The sequence below is a fragment of the Agrobacterium leguminum genome (assembly GCF_015704895.1).
In the GTDB taxonomy this organism is placed as follows: domain Bacteria; phylum Pseudomonadota; class Alphaproteobacteria; order Rhizobiales; family Rhizobiaceae; genus Agrobacterium; species Agrobacterium leguminum.
This window is the reverse complement of sequence record NZ_JADQWB010000002.1, coordinates 155,160-172,248: the sequence shown is the minus strand read 5'-3', so window position 1 is coordinate 172,248 and position 17,089 is coordinate 155,160. Positions and strand designations below refer to the sequence as shown.

Below are 17,089 nucleotides of genomic sequence, written 5' to 3'. Positions count from 1 at the left end.
AAGAGGAATCCCAAATGAGCACTTATACCAATTTCACCATCGAGACGGACGCAGACGGCATCGCCCTCGTCACCTGGGACATGCCGGAAAAATCCATGAACGTCTTCACGTCAGAGGTGATGGACGAGCTGAACGCCATTGTGGACGCGACCGTCGCCGATAGCGCCGTCAAGGGCGTCGTCTTCACCTCCGGCAAGAGCACCTTTTCCGGCGGCGCCGATCTTTCGATGATCAAGTCGATGTTCTCCTTCTACAATGATGAGAAGACGAAGAACCCGGATCAGGCGGCGGCAAAGCTGTTCGAACTGGTTGGCCGCATGACGGGCCTGTTCCGCAAGATCGAGACCAACGGCAAGCCCTGGGTTTCCGCCATCAACGGCACCTGCATGGGCGGCGCGTTTGAGCTGTCGCTTGCCTGCCACGGCCGGGTCGCCTCCAGCGCCAAGAACCTCAAGATCGCCCTGCCGGAAGTCAAGGTCGGCATCTTCCCCGGCGCCGGCGGCACCCAGCGTGTGCCGCGCCTGACGGATGCGCAATCGGCATTGCAGATGATGACCACCGGCCAATCGCTGACCGGCGCGCGCGCCAAGGCCATGGGGCTGGTGCATCAGGTGGTGGAGCCGGATCAGCTGGTCGCAACCGCAAAGCAGATGATCAAGGACGGCCTGAAGCCGGTTGCGCCCTGGGATGAAAAGGGCTTCAAGGCCCCTGGCGGCGGCATCTGGACGCCTGCCGCAGCCCAGCTCTGGCCTGCCGCGCCGGCAATCCTGCGCCGCGAAAGCGCCGGCAATTATCCGGCCGCACTCGCCATCCTCAAATGCGTCTATGAGGGCCTGCAATTGCCCTTCGATACGGCGCTCAAGGTGGAGCAGCGTTATTTCACCGAAATCCTTCGCTCGAAGGAAGCCTTCGGCATGATCCGCTCGCTGTTCATTTCCATGCAGGAACTGGGCAAGGGCGCGCGCCGCCCGGCCGGCCAGCCGAAGACCGAGTTCAAGAAGGTCGGCGTTGTCGGCGCGGGCTTCATGGGCGCTGCCGTCGCTTATGTCACGGCTGCCGCCGGCATCCCCGTTGTGCTGGTGGATCGCGATCAGGAAGCCGCCGACAAGGGCAAGGGCCATTGCGAGGAAAGCGTCAAGGCCGCCATCGGCAAGGGCAGGCTGACGCAGGATGAGGCCAAGGCCCTGCTCGACCTCGTCACCCCGACGGCGGATTACAAGGCGCTCTCCGATGCCGATCTCGTCATCGAGGCCGTCTTCGAAGACCGCGACGTGAAGAAGGCCGTCATCGAGGCCGTGGAAGCCGTCTTGCCGCAGGGCGCGATCTTCGCCTCCAACACCTCCACTTTGCCGATCACCGGACTTGCGAAGAACTCGAAGCGCCCGACAGATTTCATCGGCATCCACTTCTTCTCGCCGGTCGAGAAGATGATGCTGACGGAAGTGATCCTCGGTAAGGAAACCGGCGACAAGGCGCTCGCCGTCGCGCTGGACTATGTGGCGAAGATCAGGAAGACCCCGATTGTGGTCAACGATACACGCGGCTTCTTCGTCAATCGCTGCGTGCTGCGCTACATGGCGGAAAGCTACGATATGCTGATCGAAGGCGTGCCGCCCGCCATGATCGAAAATGCCGCGAAATTCGCCGGCATGCCGGTCGGCCCGCTGGCGCTGAACGATGAGGTGGCCATCGATCTTTCCTACAAGATCCTGAAAGCCACCGTCGCTGATCTCGGCGAAAAGGCCGTCGATCCGCGCCATATGGAACTGGTGAAGAAGCTGGTGGAAGGCGAGGGCCGTTTTGGCCGCAAGAACGCCAAGGGCTTTTACGACTATCCGCCGAAGCCCGCCAAAAAATCCCTCTGGCCCGGCCTGAAGGACCTTTATCCGCAGCAGAAGCCTGAAGCGGTGGATATGGAGGTGCTGAAACAGCGCTTCCTCGTCACCGTGGCGCTGGAAGCCGCCCGCACGGTGGAAGAAGGCATCGTCACTGATCCGCGTGAGGCGGATGTCGGCTCTATCCTCGGTTTCGGTTTCGCGCCCTATACCGGCGGCGCGCTGTCCTACATTGACGGCATGGGCGTGAAGAACTTCGTGGCACTCGCCGAGAAGCTCAGCGAGACCTACGGCCCGCGCTTCAAGCCGACGCCGCTGCTGAAGGACATGGCCGCCAAGGGCGAGACCTTTTACGGTCGCTTCGATCCCTATGCCAGCGCCGCCAAGGCGGCCTGAGGCTTCAAGTGAGACATTGAACAGGCCCTTCGGGGCCTGTTTTATTATGCCTGTCTCCCCGCTTTCCGTGCATCCTTTGCCGGGCTGAGGCGTTGAAAAGGCTGGCCGGGCAAAAGCGCCCGCCGCCGCAATTCAGCACGCCCCAGGAGACAGCGATGAAAGCACCACTGCGATCCCACGGTTTCGACAAGCCCTCGGACCTTGACGACCATCTGGCCGAACTGGACGAAGAGGCCGTGGAGAAGAAGGCTGCAAAACCCGCTGTTGCCCGAAGGGTGCGGGCGTCCGCCCCGGCGGAATCATCCTTGCGGGCGGAGCTGGATGATTTGCGCAAACAGCTCGAAAAGATTCGCCGCGACGTCAAACGGCTGGAAGCCGCCTCCAACCCGTCGCACCACAAAGCCGTCGATGCCCGGCATGAGCGCGCCCGCGAGAATTCGCGCCTGATGACAGTGGTGCGCTCCGTTGCCGTCACGTCGCTGGCAAGCCGCATCTTCGCCTCCTCGCCCGTCATGGCGGCGCTGGTGGCCGTGGTGCCAATCGCGCTTGGCCTTGCCGCACGGCGCAATGAGGGGGCGTAAGCCGCCACCCGCTGCGCCGCTACCTGCTGGCCCGGCGGATGCCCGAGAGCGGGTTTTCCGCCGCAATCCGGCCTTCGCCGGGCAGACTTTCCAGCCATCCACAGGCGCCGTGAAAAAACTGTCAAAAAACTTCGCGATGGCGCTTGCCATGTCCGAACAAGATGTTATAACCCCGCTCACTTTCGGGGCACCAAACAGCCCCGCCCGCCAAAAGCGGAGGTTCTTCAAGGACCTGAAGTGCCCGGATAGCTCAGTTGGTAGAGCAGCGGATTGAAAATCCGCGTGTCGGTGGTTCAAATCCGCCTCCGGGCACCATTATAACATTGTTCCTAAGCGCTGAATTTATTTCCTATATCATTTTGGAGATCTCTTTGATTGTTCAATCGGCATCAAAGTGGTACGCCAGATTTGTAAATTGAAGCTCGCGTAGCGGTGGCTGACTAGGGAAATCTACAGGACTGCCCTGCGTGTCGAGCATCATGATGATGGTGCTGGTGCATACTCTGTGGCAAATATAATCGTGTATTATGTTTAACGCATATTCCATTTTTACCTTCGTCCTGCCAGTAATCGACGATTGAATCGGAGGTTCTGGATGGCTACTGTTTCTGATACGGCTGACAGCGTTAAGGACTTGAACGATCGCTTGATTGCGGTATTCAAATCGCACGGGTGGGGAGAAGGAATCCCTTTGAACTCGTTGCAGTCATATTTGCCATCATACAGTTTTACTTTTATAACCGACTATATCTCCTACACCGAGCGCCAAGTCAGAAGCTTGACCGATGACCATATGAGTAAGCCGGAACTGGCGGCCTTCGTGTCATCCATTCCAACACTCGTGAGTGCACTACCCGTTCAACAGTTGGCGAACGATCCCGCCACGACAGTTAGCGGCCTCATGATGACGTTACATATGATCAACTCGCGATTGCCGACCGAGCCAAGAGGGCCGATTAAGTTGGACTGGGAGAGTGTGGAGGATAAGTCATTCTTTCCAAAAGATTTAGCGCGGCGACTGAGAGATGTAGATAATCGTCTTATCTCATTAGAGCCGCGTTCCGCCGAAATCGATAAAAAAATCAGTGATATAGAAGCGGCGCATGAAACAGCCGAGCAGCTTCCTGAAGACCTTGCCGAGCTTGCATCAAAGCGCGCTGAAGTAAGCAAAATAGTCACGCAAACCGAGGAAATTTTCGAACGAGCCACAAAAGTTGGAGCAAAAATAGATGCGACAAGTGATGCTGCTGCTGATGCTCGGCAGCGTATGGCAGCTTCGGAGAAGCAAGCGGAAAAGCTCATAGAAAAAAGTGAACAAGCGCTTCGTGGCTCTACTGGCGTCGGGTTAGCGAATGCGTTTGAAAAACGAAAGGAAGGTTTGACCTGGGCCGGGGCAGCATGGGTAGCGGGGTTAGTCTCAGCACTTGTTTCCGCTTTTTTTATAGGAGCTAATAGGGTAACTGCCCTCCAAGCCGTTTTAAGTAACGATAGCCCGTCGCACATTGTTTGGATGAATGTTGTACTCGTCGTATTCGGCATCGGTGGGCCGATCTGGTTCGCTTGGTTGTCAACGAAACAAATTGCGGTGAACTTTAAATTGGCGGAAGACTATGCATTCAAGGCAGCGGTATCGAAGGCATATGAAGGGTATAGAAAAGAAGCGATTGAGATAGATCCTGCCTTGCAAGGTCGCCTATTCGCTTCAGCATTAGATAGGTTGGAGGAAGCCCCAATCCGTCTTATGGAAAAGGAAACGCACAGTTCTCCACTACAGGAACTCCTCGCAAATCCGACTATCCGTAAAGGTCTTGAGGGCATTCCCGGTATCGCCGACAAGATTATCGCGCTGATTCCGGAAAAAGGTGGAATGGCTGCTGTCGTTGGATCGGCCGCAGCCGTCTCAAGTGCCATGTCTACAGAAACGATGTCTGCTCCAAAGCCAAGAGCCAAGAAATCAGACGATGAGTAGGATATGTGGGGTCTGTATTTAAGCTGGCCTAGCGCGTCGCTGTTACGCTCGCGTTATTTAGCTGTTCAAGGCTTCGCGACAACGCTCAATCTCGCCGCGCACACGCCGCCATTTGCCCTGCTCGAAGCTTCGCGAATAGCGCCATGCCCGGTCTTCTTCCATTGCGGCGAATTCCTCCGCGCGCTCGCCATGTCGTTCAATCAGGTCATCAGCAAGGCGTTTAATCTCCGAGCTTGGTAAGAGAAGGGGTCGAATGCGGGTCTGCCATTCGAGCCAGAGGTAAGCCGCCAGGACGAAACTGCAGCACGCGATGAGATAGAGATAATCGGCGCTGAGCGGCATAGCCTACCTATAATGACGTGATCTTTAACGCCATAATGTACATAGACCCGTGGTTTCTGTCAGGAACAATCTGTTCCTATGGAATCATTTGCAGCAAATCTGAAAAAGCGCGCGAAGGAGCTTGGTCTCTCCAATGCGGAAGTTGCCCGCCGAGCGGGACTTACGGAGCGTCGTTACGGCAATTACATCATGGGCCGAAGGGAGCCAGATCTGGCGACACTCGTTCGGATAGCCACCGTTCTGGATAGCACTCCGAACGCATTGCTTGATTTTGAGAAGAAAACAGCCGTGCTGACTGGCCATGATCTGCTGAAAGCAAAGATCGCTTCGGCAGCAAATGCACTGCCGGAAAGCGATCTGGAAGTCATGGCCATCGCAATTGAGGCAGTGGCGAACAGCCGGGCAAAGTAGCCCGGCGCTCTAAAGATGCTCCCGATTATCCGTATTCTGCTCCGCCCGGTCCCGATAAAGCGCAGCACGTCCCAACAGCATCAGGGAAACCGGTGTCGTCACCGTCATGAAGATGCCGATGAAGATTTCGTGGAAGGCGAAGCGGTCGCCGGAGACGGAGAAATAGATGATCGAGGCCATGACGATGCCGCCGGTGCCCCAGCTGGTGCCGAGTGTCGGCGCGTGCAGGCGCTCATAAAAGCTGTTGAGCCTGGCAAAGCCGATGGTGCCGATCAGCGTCAGCGAAGCGCCCAGAAGGACGAAGAAGGCCACGGCAATGGCGGCCCAGAGGGGAAATTCGTGCGCCTCGCTCATTCGATCACCTCGCCGCGCATCAGGAATTTGGAAAGGGCGACGGTGGAGACGAAGCCGAGGATCGCAATCAGCAGCGACGCCTCGAAATAAATGTCGTTGCCGGTGCGCAGGCCGAAGGTCAACAGAAGCAGCATGGCGTTGACATAGAGCGTATCCACGCCCAGCACGCGGTCCTGCGCGCGCGGGCCGATGGCGATGCGGTAGACCGAAATCGCCATGGCGATGGCCAGCATGAACTGCGCCAGCGAAAAGGACCAGAAAAGGATAATCGAACTCATTCGAATATCTCCATCAGCAGTTTTTCATAACGGTTCTTGATGAGGCTTATCCAGGCCGCCTCATCCACGTCGTCGAGAACGTGAAGCAGCAGCGTGCCCTGGCTGGAATTATATTCGAGCCATGCGCTTCCCGGCGTCGAGGTCAGGATCGTCGCCAGAACCGCAAGCGCCATCGGATCGCGAATATCGAGCGGCACGGCCAGGAAGCCGGATTTGCGGTCCCTCTCGCGCTTGAACAGGATGATCTTCACGACCGAGAGATTGGACCTGACGATATCGTAAAGCACGATCAGGATGAGCTGCACCAGCCTGTGCCAGTTGCGGATGCGCGGTTTGGCGGGCCTGAGCGACGCCATCGCCCAGGAGGCGACAAGTGCGACCCCGGTGCCGAGCAGCAGATGCCCGGGCGAAAAGCTGTTGATCGTCATCCAGAAAAAGATCAGCGAGATCGTCAGCAGCGGGTAGGGCAGGACACGGCTTATCATGGCTCTGCCTCCGGGTTGCTTCCCGCTCGGGGTGCGGAAATGACGCCCTGAATATAGCTTGCCGGCAGGTCGAGAATACGCGCCGTTTCCTGCATGTATCGCATCACCGGTCCTGCCTGCACGGTCATGGCGAGCGTCAAGCCGAGCAGCAGCATCACGGGGGCGATTTCGATGACGAGAACGCGCGGCACAGTGCCTTCGATGGAGGCCCAGAAGGTGCGGATGCCGGCGCGCGTCATCGAGATCAGCGAGGCGAAACCGGCAAAGACGATCAAGAAGACCAGCCACCAGGACAGTGTGGAAACGCTGTCATTGGCGCCGAGCCCGGAAGGGTTGAGAATGGCGGTCAGCATCGAGAATTTGGCGATGAAACCCGAAAGCGGCGGCAGGCCGGCCAGAAGAATGCCGCAGGCGGCAAAACAGGCGCCGAGCACCGCCATGGTGGCGGGCATCGTCACGCCGACTTCCTCCTCCTCCTCTTCCTCGTCGCCCTCGCCATAGGCCTCCATGGTCACGGCAAGAACGTTCGCGCCGGCATCCTGTCCGCGTTCGACGAGTTCGATCAGCATGAAGAAGGCGCTGATGGTGAGGGTGGAGCTGACCATGTAATAAAGCGCGCCGGCCGCCACCGTCGGATTGCCGGTGCCCATGGCGGCAAGCAGCGTTCCCGATGAGACGAGAACCGAAAAGCCGGCCAGCCGCCCCAGCGCCTGCGATGCCAGAACGCCGATGGCGCCGAAGATGATGGTGGCGATGCCGCCAACCAGCAGCGCATCATGGCCGAAACCGGCCGATTCCCCGGCCGTCTGCCCGAAAAGCAGGAAGGAAAGGCGGGCGATGACATAAATCCCGACCTTGCTCATGATGGCGAAGAGCCCGCCCACCGGGGCCGATGCCGCGCCATAGGCGGAAGGCAGCCAGAAATTCAGCGGCCACATGCCGGCCTTGACCAGAAAGGCGATGCCGAGGATGGCCGAGCCGGTTTCCAAGAGCATGCGCTGATCGGGGTTGAGCCCCTCGATGCGATGGGCGAGGTCGCCCATGTTCAGCGTGCCGGTAACGCCATAGATGAGGCTGACGCCGATCAGAAAGAACAGGGCGGCGACGAGGTTGATGGCGATATAATGCAGCCCTGCCTTGACGCGCTGCTGGCCGGAACCATGCAGCAGCAGACCGTAGGACGCGGCCAGCATCACTTCGAAGAAGACGAAGAGATTGAAGAGGTCGCCGGTCAGGAATGCGCCGTTGACGCCCATCAGCATCATCTGGAACAGCGAATGGAAATGCGCGCCAGACCTGTGCCACTTCGCCATCGAATAGATCAGGGACGGAATGGCAAGCAGCGCCGTAAGCAGCACCATCAGGCCCGAAAGACGGTCGGCGACGAGCACGATGCCGAAGGGCGCCGGCCAGTTGCCGAGCAGATAGACGCCGCTCGAAACCACGGCGGCGATCTCGGTATTGACCGTCGAGTTCACTTCGCGGAACAGCAATATGGCGACCACCAGCAACAGCACGGTCGAGGTGAGGCTGATGGCGGCTTTCGCCACGCGCTGGCGCTCGTCGAAGAACAGCAGCAGCGCGGCGGTAATCAGCGGCAGAAGAATCGGCGCGATGACGATGTGGAAGGGGAAAGACATCATTTCGACTCCCTCCCGTCCACATGGTCGGTGCCAGTGAGGCCGCGGGCGGCGAGCAGCACGACGAGGAACAATGCGGTGGTGGCGAAACCGATGACGATGGCCGTCAGCACCAGCGCCTGCGGCACGGGGTCGGCGAGCGTCGAACTGTCGACGCCGTTCACCAGCACCGGCGGCGCATTGGTCTTGATGCCGCCGACGCCGAAGATGAAGAGGTTGACGGCGTAAGACAGCAGCGAAAGTCCGACGATGACCTGATAGGTGCGCGGGCGCAGCACCAGCCAAACGCCGGAGCCGGTCATGATGCCGATGCCGATTGCGAGAATGAGTTCCATTACACGTCCTCCGCTTTTGCGGCTTCAGGCGTGCGAACGCGGTAGTTACGCAACGATTGGTGTGCCAGTGCTATCAGGATAAGAACAACGGAGCCGACGACCAGCGAGAAGACGCCGAGGTCGAACAGCAGGGCGGATGCCGTCGGCATTTTGCCGATATAGGGTATCTCCGTATACTGGAAATAGGAGGTCAGGAACGGGTAGCCGAAATACCAGGAGCCGATACCCGTCGCCGCCGCCATCAAAAGGCCGAAGCCCATCCAGCGCAGCGGCAGGATGCGGATGCGGTCTTCCGCCCAGCGCGCGCCGCCGGCGAGATATTGCAGCAGGAAGCCGATGGCCATGGTGATGCCGGCCGCAAAGCCGCCGCCCGGCAGGTCGTGCCCGCGCATGAACAGGAAGATCGAGAAGGTGATGATGACCGGGAACATCCACTGCATCACGATGGACGGCACATAGAGATAGTCGCGAACCGTATCGCCCTTGCTGCGGTCCGGCCGTTCGGCATCGAAGGCGTTCTGCATCTGCTGCTGTTCCGGCACCCCGATGCTTTCATGGGCGGGGCGGAAACGGCGAAGCAGCGCAAAGACGGTGAGCGCCACGATGGCCAGCACCGCGATTTCTCCGAAGGTGTCGAAGCCGCGGAAATCGACGAGGATGACGTTCACGACATTGGTGCCGCCGCCTTCGGTATAGGCGCGTTCGAGGAAATAGGTCGCAATCGCGTTCGGCACCGGCAGCGTCATCACGGCATAGGCGATGACGGACATGCCGATACCGCTGCCTGCGGCCAGCAAAAAGTCGCGGGCGCGGCGAAGCTGCGCCGGCAGCTCATCGCTGCTGTCGACCTTTTCGACGCGTTTCGGCAACCATCTGAGGCCGAGCAGGATGAGAACCGTGGTGACGATTTCCACCAGCAGCTGGGTGATGGCCAGATCCGGCGCGGAAAGCCAGACGAAGGTAAGGCAGGTGACGAGGCCCGAGACGCCGAGCATGACGAGCGCGGCGAGGCGATGATATTTCGCCTGCCAGGCCGCACCCATGGCCGCGATCATGCCGATCAGCCAGAGAATGGCGAAGATCGGATCGAATGTCGTGACGCGCGGCAGCGACAGGGAGAATTCCGAAAGGAAGAGAGGCGAGAAACCGGCAAGAAGCGCCACGAGGATAAGAAGCCTCAGCTGCGGCTGCAAACGCCGGGTGCCGAGCGTGCTTTCCAGCCACCGCGCCCATTTCCAGGACACGGTGACGAGAATGCGCTCGAAGATGCGCTGTCCACGCAAATGCCGGAAGACCGGCGGTCCATCATCACAGCGCGAGAAATAACCGCCGAGCAGGGCATAGATCGTAACCCCGCCGATCAGCGCCGCGATACTCATGATCAGCGGCAGGTTGAAACCGTGCCAGATCGACAGGCTGTAGACCGGCGTTTGCGCACCCAGAACCGAAAGCACGGCCGAGTGCAGGAACGGGCCGATGGAGAGGCTCGGAACGATGCCGACGATCAGGCAGGCGAAGACGAGGAACTCGATCGGGAAACGCATCCAGCGCGGCGGCTCGTGCGGATGCGGGTTCGGCAGATCGACGGGCTTGGGGCCGAAGAAGACCGTATGGATGAAGCGCAGCGAATAGGCGACGGCGAAGGCGCCCGATAGCGTCGCGACATAGGGCAGCGCCCGGTCCAGCAGCGAGTCGGCATGGGTTTCGACGGCCTCGGCAAAGAACATTTCCTTGGAAAGGAAGCCGTTGAACAGCGGCACGCCGGCCATGGCCGCACTTGCCGCCATGGCGAGCGTCGCGGTTGCAGGCATATAGGTGTAAAGCCCGCTTAAGCGCCGCATGTCGCGCGTGCCGGTTTCATGGTCGATGATGCCGGCCGCCATGAAGAGCGAGGCCTTGAAGGTGGCGTGGTTGACCATGTGGAAGATGGCCGCCACTGCCGCAAGCGGGCTGCCGAGGCTGAGCAGCGTGGTGATGAGGCCAAGATGGCTGATGGTGGAATAGGCGAGCAGCCCCTTCAGATCCTGCTGGAACATGGCGAAATAGGCGCCGAGCAGCAAGGTTATGATGCCGGCCGCGCCCACCAGCCAGAACCATTCCGGCGTGCCCGCCAGCACCGGCCAGAACCGCGCCAGCAGGAAAACCCCGGCCTTCACCATGGTGGCCGAATGCAGATAGGCGGAAACGGGTGTGGGCGCCGCCATGGCGTTGGGCAGCCAGAAATGGAACGGAAACTGCGCGCTCTTGGTCAGCGCGCCGCCGAGAATGAGGATGAGCGCCGGTACATAGAGGGAATGGGCGCGGATGGCCGCACCGGCCTCGATGATCCTGTCGAGGTCATAGCTTCCCGCCATATGGCCGAGGATCAGCAGGCCGGCCAGCAGGCTGAAACCGCCGATGCCGGTCACTGTCAGCGCCATGCGGGCGCCGTCGCGCGCACCGGCGTTCTGATGCCAGTAGCCGATCAGCAGGAACGAAAAGATGCTGGTCATTTCCCAGAAGATCGACAGCAGGATGACGTTGCCGGAGAGCACCACGCCGAGCATCGAGCCCATGAAGGCGAGCAGGAAGGCGAAGAAACGGGGGATCGGGTCTTCGGCCGACATATAATAACGCGCGTAGAGCACCACCAGCAGGCCAATGCCGGTAATGAGCATCGTGAAAATCCAGGCAAATCCGTCCAGCCGCAGGGTAAAGTTCAGGCCGAGCTGGGGCAGCCATTCCACATCATACTTGAGAACCGCGCCGCCGCTGACGCTCGTATAGAGAAAAATGCTGCTGACAAGGCCGAAAAGGGCGACGCCGCCCGCAACGGAGGCGGGACCGGCGGCCGCACCCTCGCGCGGCATGAAGGCCGTCAGAAGCGCGCCAACGAAGGGCAATGCGACAATGAATGGAAGAATGGTTGCAAGTGTCATATGCGGCGGCGGTTTTCTCTCTGGAATGGGAGCCTACGGCGGGTTTCCGACGACTCCGATCCCTCAAGGTTCGCAATGAACCGAATGATGAGGACCGCCGGAATGACTAATACATAATATGCGGAGGCGCGCGTGGAACCACGCTGGCAAAGTCTCGGAAAGCTTGTGGCACGATGGCAACAGCAACGAGCGAGACGTCGGCATTATCCCTGAGGCTCGGGGCGGATGAGGCAAACGCATCCAGGCGAAAGCCTGAGCCGGCATCGCCGGTCCTGCAGCCGAAATCATTGCCGCTATCGCAATCCTTTTCGCGAAGAGAAAGGGAACGGCCGGGATCGACGCTCTGCAATCGTTCGAGGCGGCTGGTTTTGGAAAGGGGCTTGACGCCGGCCGGTGCCTGAAAGCCGATCATGACCAGCAGGCTCGCGACCACGAGACCGATCAACACTTGCGGATGGCGCCTTGAACTGCGGCCTTTCTCCATCCATGGCAAGTTGGCATCTCCTTGATCGTAAAGGTCTCTTTAAAGCATCACCGTTGAGCGAATATCCTGTTGATTTGTTTTAGGGGAAGCCGGACACGCTTGTCCAGCGCGCATGCGGGAAAAACCGCCCGCACCGTCCGATTCCTTTTCGTTTTTGCCCGTTTGCGGCAAAGTGAGGGCGGCATTGGCTAAAAGCTTTTACAAATTTTACCGTTTGACGCCGACGCCTGTGTTTCTTAACTTTCAAGCAAGGAATTAACCATAAAGATTGATGGTATTTCCACGGCGGAATGGGGTTCTCTCCCCTTCCAGGCATGACGCCGCACTGCCGTACCGGTGCCGATCCGGTATTTTCGTTTCTTGGTTCAAGAAGGTCTGGCAGGCGTCGATGCCGCATCGTCCGCGATGGGTATGTTCGTTCAAAAATCCCCTTAGGGTGCTGGCGTTCTGAACCTTGGCCAATTTGGCCGGGTTTTACCGGCCGTCATGTTGTTGGGGACGTCGGTTGGGGCAGGATTTGCCATCAGATCAAGCGCGCAGATCGGCAGGCGGAAGCCTGGCGGGACGGTTGCGTTTTGCCGGCCTCGACGAGACGCAATCCGATTTCCTGCGCAGCTATCGCAGCATGCTGGAGCCTTACGTCAAGGCCGGCCTGCGGGACGTGATGACCCGTTTCCAGTCCATGCCGGACTGTTCTCCGTCTTTCGAAAGCGAAAACCAGCTCGACCGCCTGCACGATCTGCAATCCTCGCACTGGAGCGTTCTGACCGATGCGCGTTTCGATGCGCTCTATGCCGAGCGGGTGAAGGTTCTTTCCGACAATGCCAGCCGCATGGGTCTCGATCCGCGCTGGCAGATCGCCAGCCACGCGGTGGTTCTGGAACATCTCGTCGGCGGGCTGGTGGCAGAACATGCACCGCGCTCCATCCTGCCCGGCAACCGCAAGAAAACCCGTGAACTGGCGGAAGCCGTCAAGAATGTCGTCCGTCTGGTGATGGTCGATACCGAAATCGCTGTCTCGCTGCGCTTCAACGAATTGCGCCTGCGCCATGGCCGCGAACTGGCGGAACAACGCGACAATGATCGTTCCGAAGCGGCGAAGTTGCTGGGCACGGCACTGACGGCCTTTGCCGCAGGCGATTTGCAGGCCCGCATCGGCGGCGAAGTGCCCGAAGCCTATCGCGATGTTGCGGCTTCCTTCAACACGGCTTTGGAAACGATTGGCGCATCGCTGATCGCGGCGCAAAACAGCATCGGCGAGGCCGAGGCGCTCGGCGCGCGCTTTGCCGATATGGGCCGCTCCATGGCCGAGCGCTCCCGCCAGCAGGCCGAAGCCCTTGCCGAAACCTCCCGCGCCATCCAGACGATGATCGGGAACGTTGCTGAAAACAGCGCCCGCATATCGGCCACGGAAACGGCTGTTTCCCGCGCCCGCGAGGCGGCGGTCGAAAGCGGCAAGGCTATCGGCGAGGCGATTGAAGCCATGTCGGACATCGAGCAATCCGCCGAACAGATCGGCAGGATCATCGGCACGATTGACGAGATCGCTTTTCAGACCAACCTTCTCGCCCTCAATGCCGGCATCGAGGCGGCGCGCGCGGGTGAAAGCGGACGTGGTTTCGCGGTCGTCGCGCAGGAAGTCCGGGCGCTCGCCCAGCGTTCCGCCGACGCTGCAAGGGAGATCAAGAGCCTTGTCGGCACCACCAAGACGCAGGTTGAGGGCGGCGTGCGCATGGTCAACCGCACGCAGGACGCAATCGGCGGCGTCGTCCGGCAGGTCTCGGGCATCAATGACATGATCGCGGAAGTCTCCCGGCATACGGCCGAGCAGGCGGGTGAACTGCAATCTGTTGCCGCCGATATCGGTGAGCAGCAAAGGCAGGCTGGCCGGAATGCCGTCGATATCAGCGCGAGCGCTTCCGAGGCTGACGCGCTTCAAGCCGTCATTCTCGAACTCGGCCGCACCATCCGCGAATTCCGCATCGCCCGTCAGGGGCAGGCGAGAGCGGCGTCCGGTGCGGACCGGCAGGACACTTCATTTATGGCCCGTGCGGATAGTCGCACGGATTACGGCCAGGATTACCAACAATTCAGACGTCAGGGAGTCATGTAATGGCAGCCAGAAAAGCAGCTGAGGCGACGCTGAAACTGTCACCGGTGCTGGATCTCAACGAAGCATCGGCCCTGCACGGCAAGCTGATGACGCTGAGGGGAGCACCTTTGTCGGTAGATGCGTCCGAGGTTGAGCGTATCGGCGCGCTTTGCGCCCAGGTTCTGATGGCCGGCGCGAAATCCTGGGAAGAGGACGGCAAGCGGTTCGGTTTTGCCAGGGTGTCCGATGCATTCGACAAGACGATGAAACTGATAGGCGTCGATATTGACCATTTGCTCCCCAAGGAGATGCAAAAGTGAAGAAAAAAGTTCTTACCGTGGATGATTCCCGGACGATCAGGAACATGCTCCTGGTCACGCTCAACAATGCCGGTTTCGAAACCATTCAGGCCGAAGACGGCATCGAGGGCCTCGAAGTGCTCGAGCAGAGCAACCCCGATGTTATCGTGACGGACATCAACATGCCCCGTCTCGATGGTTTCGGCTTCATCGAGGGTGTACGGCGCAACGAAAAATATCGTGCGATCCCGATCCTCGTCCTGACGACCGAAAGCGACGCAGAGAAGAAGAACCGCGCCCGTCAGGCCGGTGCGACGGGCTGGATCGTCAAGCCGTTCGACCCTGCGAAACTCATCGATGCCATTGAACGCGTAACCGCCTGATACGGGACATTTCACGATGGATATGAACGAAATCAAGGAAATCTTTTTCCAGGAATGCGAGGAGCAGCTCGCTGAACTGGAATCGGGGCTTCTTAAATTGAATGACGGCGACCGCGATCCGGAAACCGTCAACGCCGTTTTCCGTGCCGTTCATTCCATCAAGGGCGGGGCGGGTGCCTTCGGTCTCGATGATCTCGTGGCCTTCGCCCACGTTTTTGAAACGACCCTCGACTGCGTCCGCTCCAACAAGCTGGAGCCGACACAGGATGTTCTGAAAGTTATGCTGCGCTCCGCCGACGTGCTGGCGGACCTGACCAATGCGGCCAGAGACGGCGGCAGCGTCGATGAAAGCCGCACCCGCGGCCTCGTCAAGGAGCTGGAAGCGCTGGCAAATGGCGAAACCGTGCAGGTTTCCGCGCCCGTGGCAGCGCCGGCCGCCGTCAAGGCGCCGCAACCCGTCCCACCCAAGCCGACGGATGAGAGCGGCTTCGAGCCGATCCCGTTCTCCTTCACGGACTTTGCCGACGAAACCACGCCGCTGATGGAAGCGCCATCCTTCCAGATCACCTTCAAGCCGCATGCGTCGCTTTATTCGAAGGGCAACGAGGCGGCACTTCTCCTGCGCGATCTTTCGCGCATCGGCGATATGAGCATCAATTGCGACATGTCGGAGCTGCCTTCGCTCGACAAGCTCGATCCTGAAGCATCCTATCTCTCCTGGACGGTTTCGATTGCGACCGACAAGGGCGAAGAGGGCATCCGCAGCGTCTTCGAATTTGCCGAATGGGATTGCGATCTGGAAATCGTGCCGGTTGTTTCGGATGCCGCAGACGATGCGGAAGAGCTTCCGATGATCCCGGTGCCGTTCGATCTTTCGGCCCTCGATAGCGGACCGGAAGAGCAGCCCGCTGTTGAAATCGCCACGGCTGAAGCGTCCTACGTTGCCGCAGCCGTCGAAACGGCCGTCGCGACAACGCAGATCGCCCAGAGCGTCAATGCCGCCATCGAAAAGCGTGAAGCGGCGGCAGCGCCTGCCGCAGCTCAGGCGAATGCCAATGCGGCGGCCAATGCCAGCGCCGGCCAGACCATCCGTGTCGACCTCGACCGTGTCGACCGCCTGATCAACCTCGTCGGTGAGCTCGTCATCAATCAGGCGATGCTGTCGCAGAGCGTGATCGAAAACGATGCGAGCGGCACCTCCGCCGTCAATATGGGTCTGGACGAACTGCAGCAGCTGACGCGCGAAATCCAGGACAGCGTCATGGCGATCCGCGCGCAGCCGGTAAAGCCGGTGTTCCAGCGCATGTCGCGTATCGTCCGCGAAGTCGCCGACATGATCGGCAAGCAGATCCGCCTTGTCACCGAAGGTGAAAACACCGAAGTCGACAAGACGGTCATCGACAAGCTGGCCGAACCTCTGACGCATATGATCCGCAACGCCGTCGACCACGGCATCGAAACGCCGGAAAAACGCGAAGCGGCGGGCAAGAACCCGGAAGGCACCATCAAGCTTTCGGCCAAGCACCGTTCGGGCCGTATCCTGATCGAGCTTCAGGACGATGGTGCCGGCATCAACCGCGAGCGCGTTCGCCAGAAGGCAATCGACAACGACCTCATCGCCGCCGATGCGAACCTGACCGATGAGGAGATCGACAATCTGATCTTCGCGCCGGGCTTCTCCACCGCCGACAAGATTTCCGACATTTCCGGCCGCGGCGTCGGCATGGATGTGGTCAAGCGTTCCATTCAGGCGCTTGGCGGTCGCATCAGCATCTCCTCGCGCCCCGGCCATGGCTCGACCTTCACCATGAGCCTGCCGCTGACGCTTGCCGTTCTCGACGGCATGGTGGTGACCGTTGCCGGCCAGACGCTGGTGGTGCCGCTGACGGCAATCGTCGAAACCCTGCAGCCGGAAGCGAAGAACATTCATTCCTTCGGCGCGAACCAGCGGCTGATCTCCATCCGCAACTCCTTCTGCCCGCTGGTGGATGTCGGCCGCGTGCTGAACTTCCGCCCGACCCAGGCCGATCCGGTCGAAGGTGTCGCCCTTCTGGTGGAATCGGAAGGCGGCGGCCAGCGCGCCCTGATGGTGGATGCGATCCAGGGCCAGCGTCAGGTTGTCATCAAGTCGTTGGAAGCCAACTATACCCATGTTCAGGGCATCGCCGCCGCCACTATTCTGGGTGACGGCCGTGTCGCGCTTATTCTGGATGTCGATGCCATCGTCAGCGCCTCGCGCGGACAGCCCCTGAAGCAGGAAATGTCGCTTGCGGCGACAGGTTGAAAG

The 17,089-nt window shown here is 59.9% G+C and carries 16 protein-coding genes and 1 tRNA gene; 9 read left to right on the top strand and 8 right to left on the bottom strand.

Annotation, left to right across the window (positions count from 1 at the left end):
* Nucleotides 1-14 precede the first annotated feature (14 nt).
* The 4 genes from I3J13_RS03795 to I3J13_RS03780 all read left to right on the top strand — a co-directional run bounded on the left by I3J13_RS03795 (nt 15) and on the right by I3J13_RS03780 (nt 4,781).
* Nucleotides 15-2,231, top strand: a complete 2,217-nt coding sequence (locus tag I3J13_RS03795; RefSeq protein WP_196378047.1) for a 3-hydroxyacyl-CoA dehydrogenase NAD-binding domain-containing protein — start codon at nt 15-17, stop codon at nt 2,229-2,231.
* 155 nt (nt 2,232-2,386) lie between these two features.
* Nucleotides 2,387-2,812, top strand: a complete 426-nt coding sequence (locus I3J13_RS03790; RefSeq protein WP_196378046.1) for a hypothetical protein — start codon at nt 2,387-2,389, stop codon at nt 2,810-2,812.
* A 239-nt stretch (nt 2,813-3,051) separates the two neighbouring features.
* Nucleotides 3,052-3,127 (top strand) — tRNA-Phe (locus I3J13_RS03785).
* A gap of 280 nt (nt 3,128-3,407) precedes the next feature.
* Nucleotides 3,408-4,781 carry an AAA family ATPase gene (locus I3J13_RS03780; protein WP_196378045.1) on the top strand — a complete coding sequence of 458 codons (1,374 nt, stop codon included), beginning with the start codon at nt 3,408-3,410 and terminating at the stop codon, nt 4,779-4,781.
* 57 nt (nt 4,782-4,838) lie between these two features.
* Here the strand turns inward: I3J13_RS03780 and I3J13_RS03775 are convergent, their stop codons facing one another.
* Nucleotides 4,839-5,123, bottom strand: a complete 285-nt coding sequence (locus I3J13_RS03775; protein ID WP_196378044.1) for a hypothetical protein — start codon at nt 5,121-5,123, stop codon at nt 4,839-4,841.
* A gap of 78 nt (nt 5,124-5,201) precedes the next feature.
* Between I3J13_RS03775 and I3J13_RS03770 the strand changes: the two genes are divergently transcribed.
* Nucleotides 5,202-5,534: a helix-turn-helix domain-containing protein gene (locus tag I3J13_RS03770; RefSeq protein WP_196378043.1), complete on the top strand. Its 333-nt coding sequence runs from the start codon at nt 5,202-5,204 to the stop codon at nt 5,532-5,534.
* A 9-nt stretch (nt 5,535-5,543) separates the two neighbouring features.
* Here the strand turns inward: I3J13_RS03770 and mnhG are convergent, their stop codons facing one another.
* The 7 genes from mnhG to I3J13_RS03735 form a co-directional block, all read right to left on the bottom strand.
* A complete protein-coding gene (gene mnhG / locus I3J13_RS03765; protein ID WP_003522773.1) occupies nt 5,544-5,888 on the bottom strand; it encodes a monovalent cation/H(+) antiporter subunit G in 345 nt (114 codons plus the stop codon).
* Entirely contained in the window at nt 5,885-6,166 is a 282-nt protein-coding gene (locus I3J13_RS03760; RefSeq protein WP_003522772.1) for a K+/H+ antiporter subunit F, read from the bottom strand. The genes mnhG and I3J13_RS03760 overlap by 4 nt, the downstream gene beginning before the upstream one ends.
* A complete protein-coding gene (locus tag I3J13_RS03755; RefSeq protein ID WP_003522771.1) occupies nt 6,163-6,651 on the bottom strand; it encodes a Na+/H+ antiporter subunit E in 489 nt (162 codons plus the stop codon). The genes I3J13_RS03760 and I3J13_RS03755 overlap by 4 nt, the downstream gene beginning before the upstream one ends.
* Complete coding sequence (locus I3J13_RS03750) at nt 6,648-8,294, bottom strand: monovalent cation/H+ antiporter subunit D (RefSeq protein WP_035239397.1); 1,647 nt, start codon at nt 8,292-8,294, stop codon at nt 6,648-6,650. The genes I3J13_RS03755 and I3J13_RS03750 overlap by 4 nt, the downstream gene beginning before the upstream one ends.
* A complete protein-coding gene (locus I3J13_RS03745; protein ID WP_003503487.1) occupies nt 8,291-8,626 on the bottom strand; it encodes a Na+/H+ antiporter subunit C in 336 nt (111 codons plus the stop codon). Before I3J13_RS03745 ends, I3J13_RS03750 begins: the two co-directional genes overlap by 4 nt.
* Nucleotides 8,626-11,544 carry a monovalent cation/H+ antiporter subunit A gene (locus I3J13_RS03740; RefSeq protein WP_196378042.1) on the bottom strand — a complete coding sequence of 973 codons (2,919 nt, stop codon included), beginning with the start codon at nt 11,542-11,544 and terminating at the stop codon, nt 8,626-8,628. The genes I3J13_RS03745 and I3J13_RS03740 overlap by 1 nt, the downstream gene beginning before the upstream one ends.
* 106 nt (nt 11,545-11,650) lie before the next feature.
* Complete coding sequence (locus I3J13_RS03735; RefSeq protein ID WP_196378041.1) at nt 11,651-12,028, bottom strand: hypothetical protein; 378 nt, start codon at nt 12,026-12,028, stop codon at nt 11,651-11,653.
* A 454-nt stretch (nt 12,029-12,482) separates the two neighbouring features.
* Between I3J13_RS03735 and I3J13_RS03730 the strand changes: the two genes are divergently transcribed.
* Genes I3J13_RS03730 through I3J13_RS03715 form a run of 4 tightly spaced genes read left to right on the top strand, consistent with a single transcriptional unit; the run spans nt 12,483 to nt 17,086 of the window.
* Nucleotides 12,483-14,141, top strand: a complete 1,659-nt coding sequence (locus I3J13_RS03730; RefSeq protein WP_338081631.1) for a globin-coupled sensor protein — start codon at nt 12,483-12,485, stop codon at nt 14,139-14,141.
* On the top strand, nt 14,141-14,440 hold the full coding sequence (locus I3J13_RS03725; RefSeq protein ID WP_003522766.1) for an STAS domain-containing protein: 300 nt from the start codon (nt 14,141-14,143) through the stop codon (nt 14,438-14,440). The genes I3J13_RS03730 and I3J13_RS03725 overlap by 1 nt, the downstream gene beginning before the upstream one ends.
* Nucleotides 14,437-14,802 (top strand): chemotaxis response regulator CheY1, encoded by a 366-nt coding sequence (gene cheY1 / locus I3J13_RS03720; RefSeq protein WP_003493773.1) that lies wholly within the window; start codon nt 14,437-14,439, stop codon nt 14,800-14,802. The genes I3J13_RS03725 and cheY1 overlap by 4 nt, the downstream gene beginning before the upstream one ends.
* A gap of 16 nt (nt 14,803-14,818) precedes the next feature.
* Nucleotides 14,819-17,086: a chemotaxis protein CheA gene (locus tag I3J13_RS03715; RefSeq protein WP_174056161.1), complete on the top strand. Its 2,268-nt coding sequence runs from the start codon at nt 14,819-14,821 to the stop codon at nt 17,084-17,086.
* Nucleotides 17,087-17,089 lie beyond the last annotated feature (3 nt).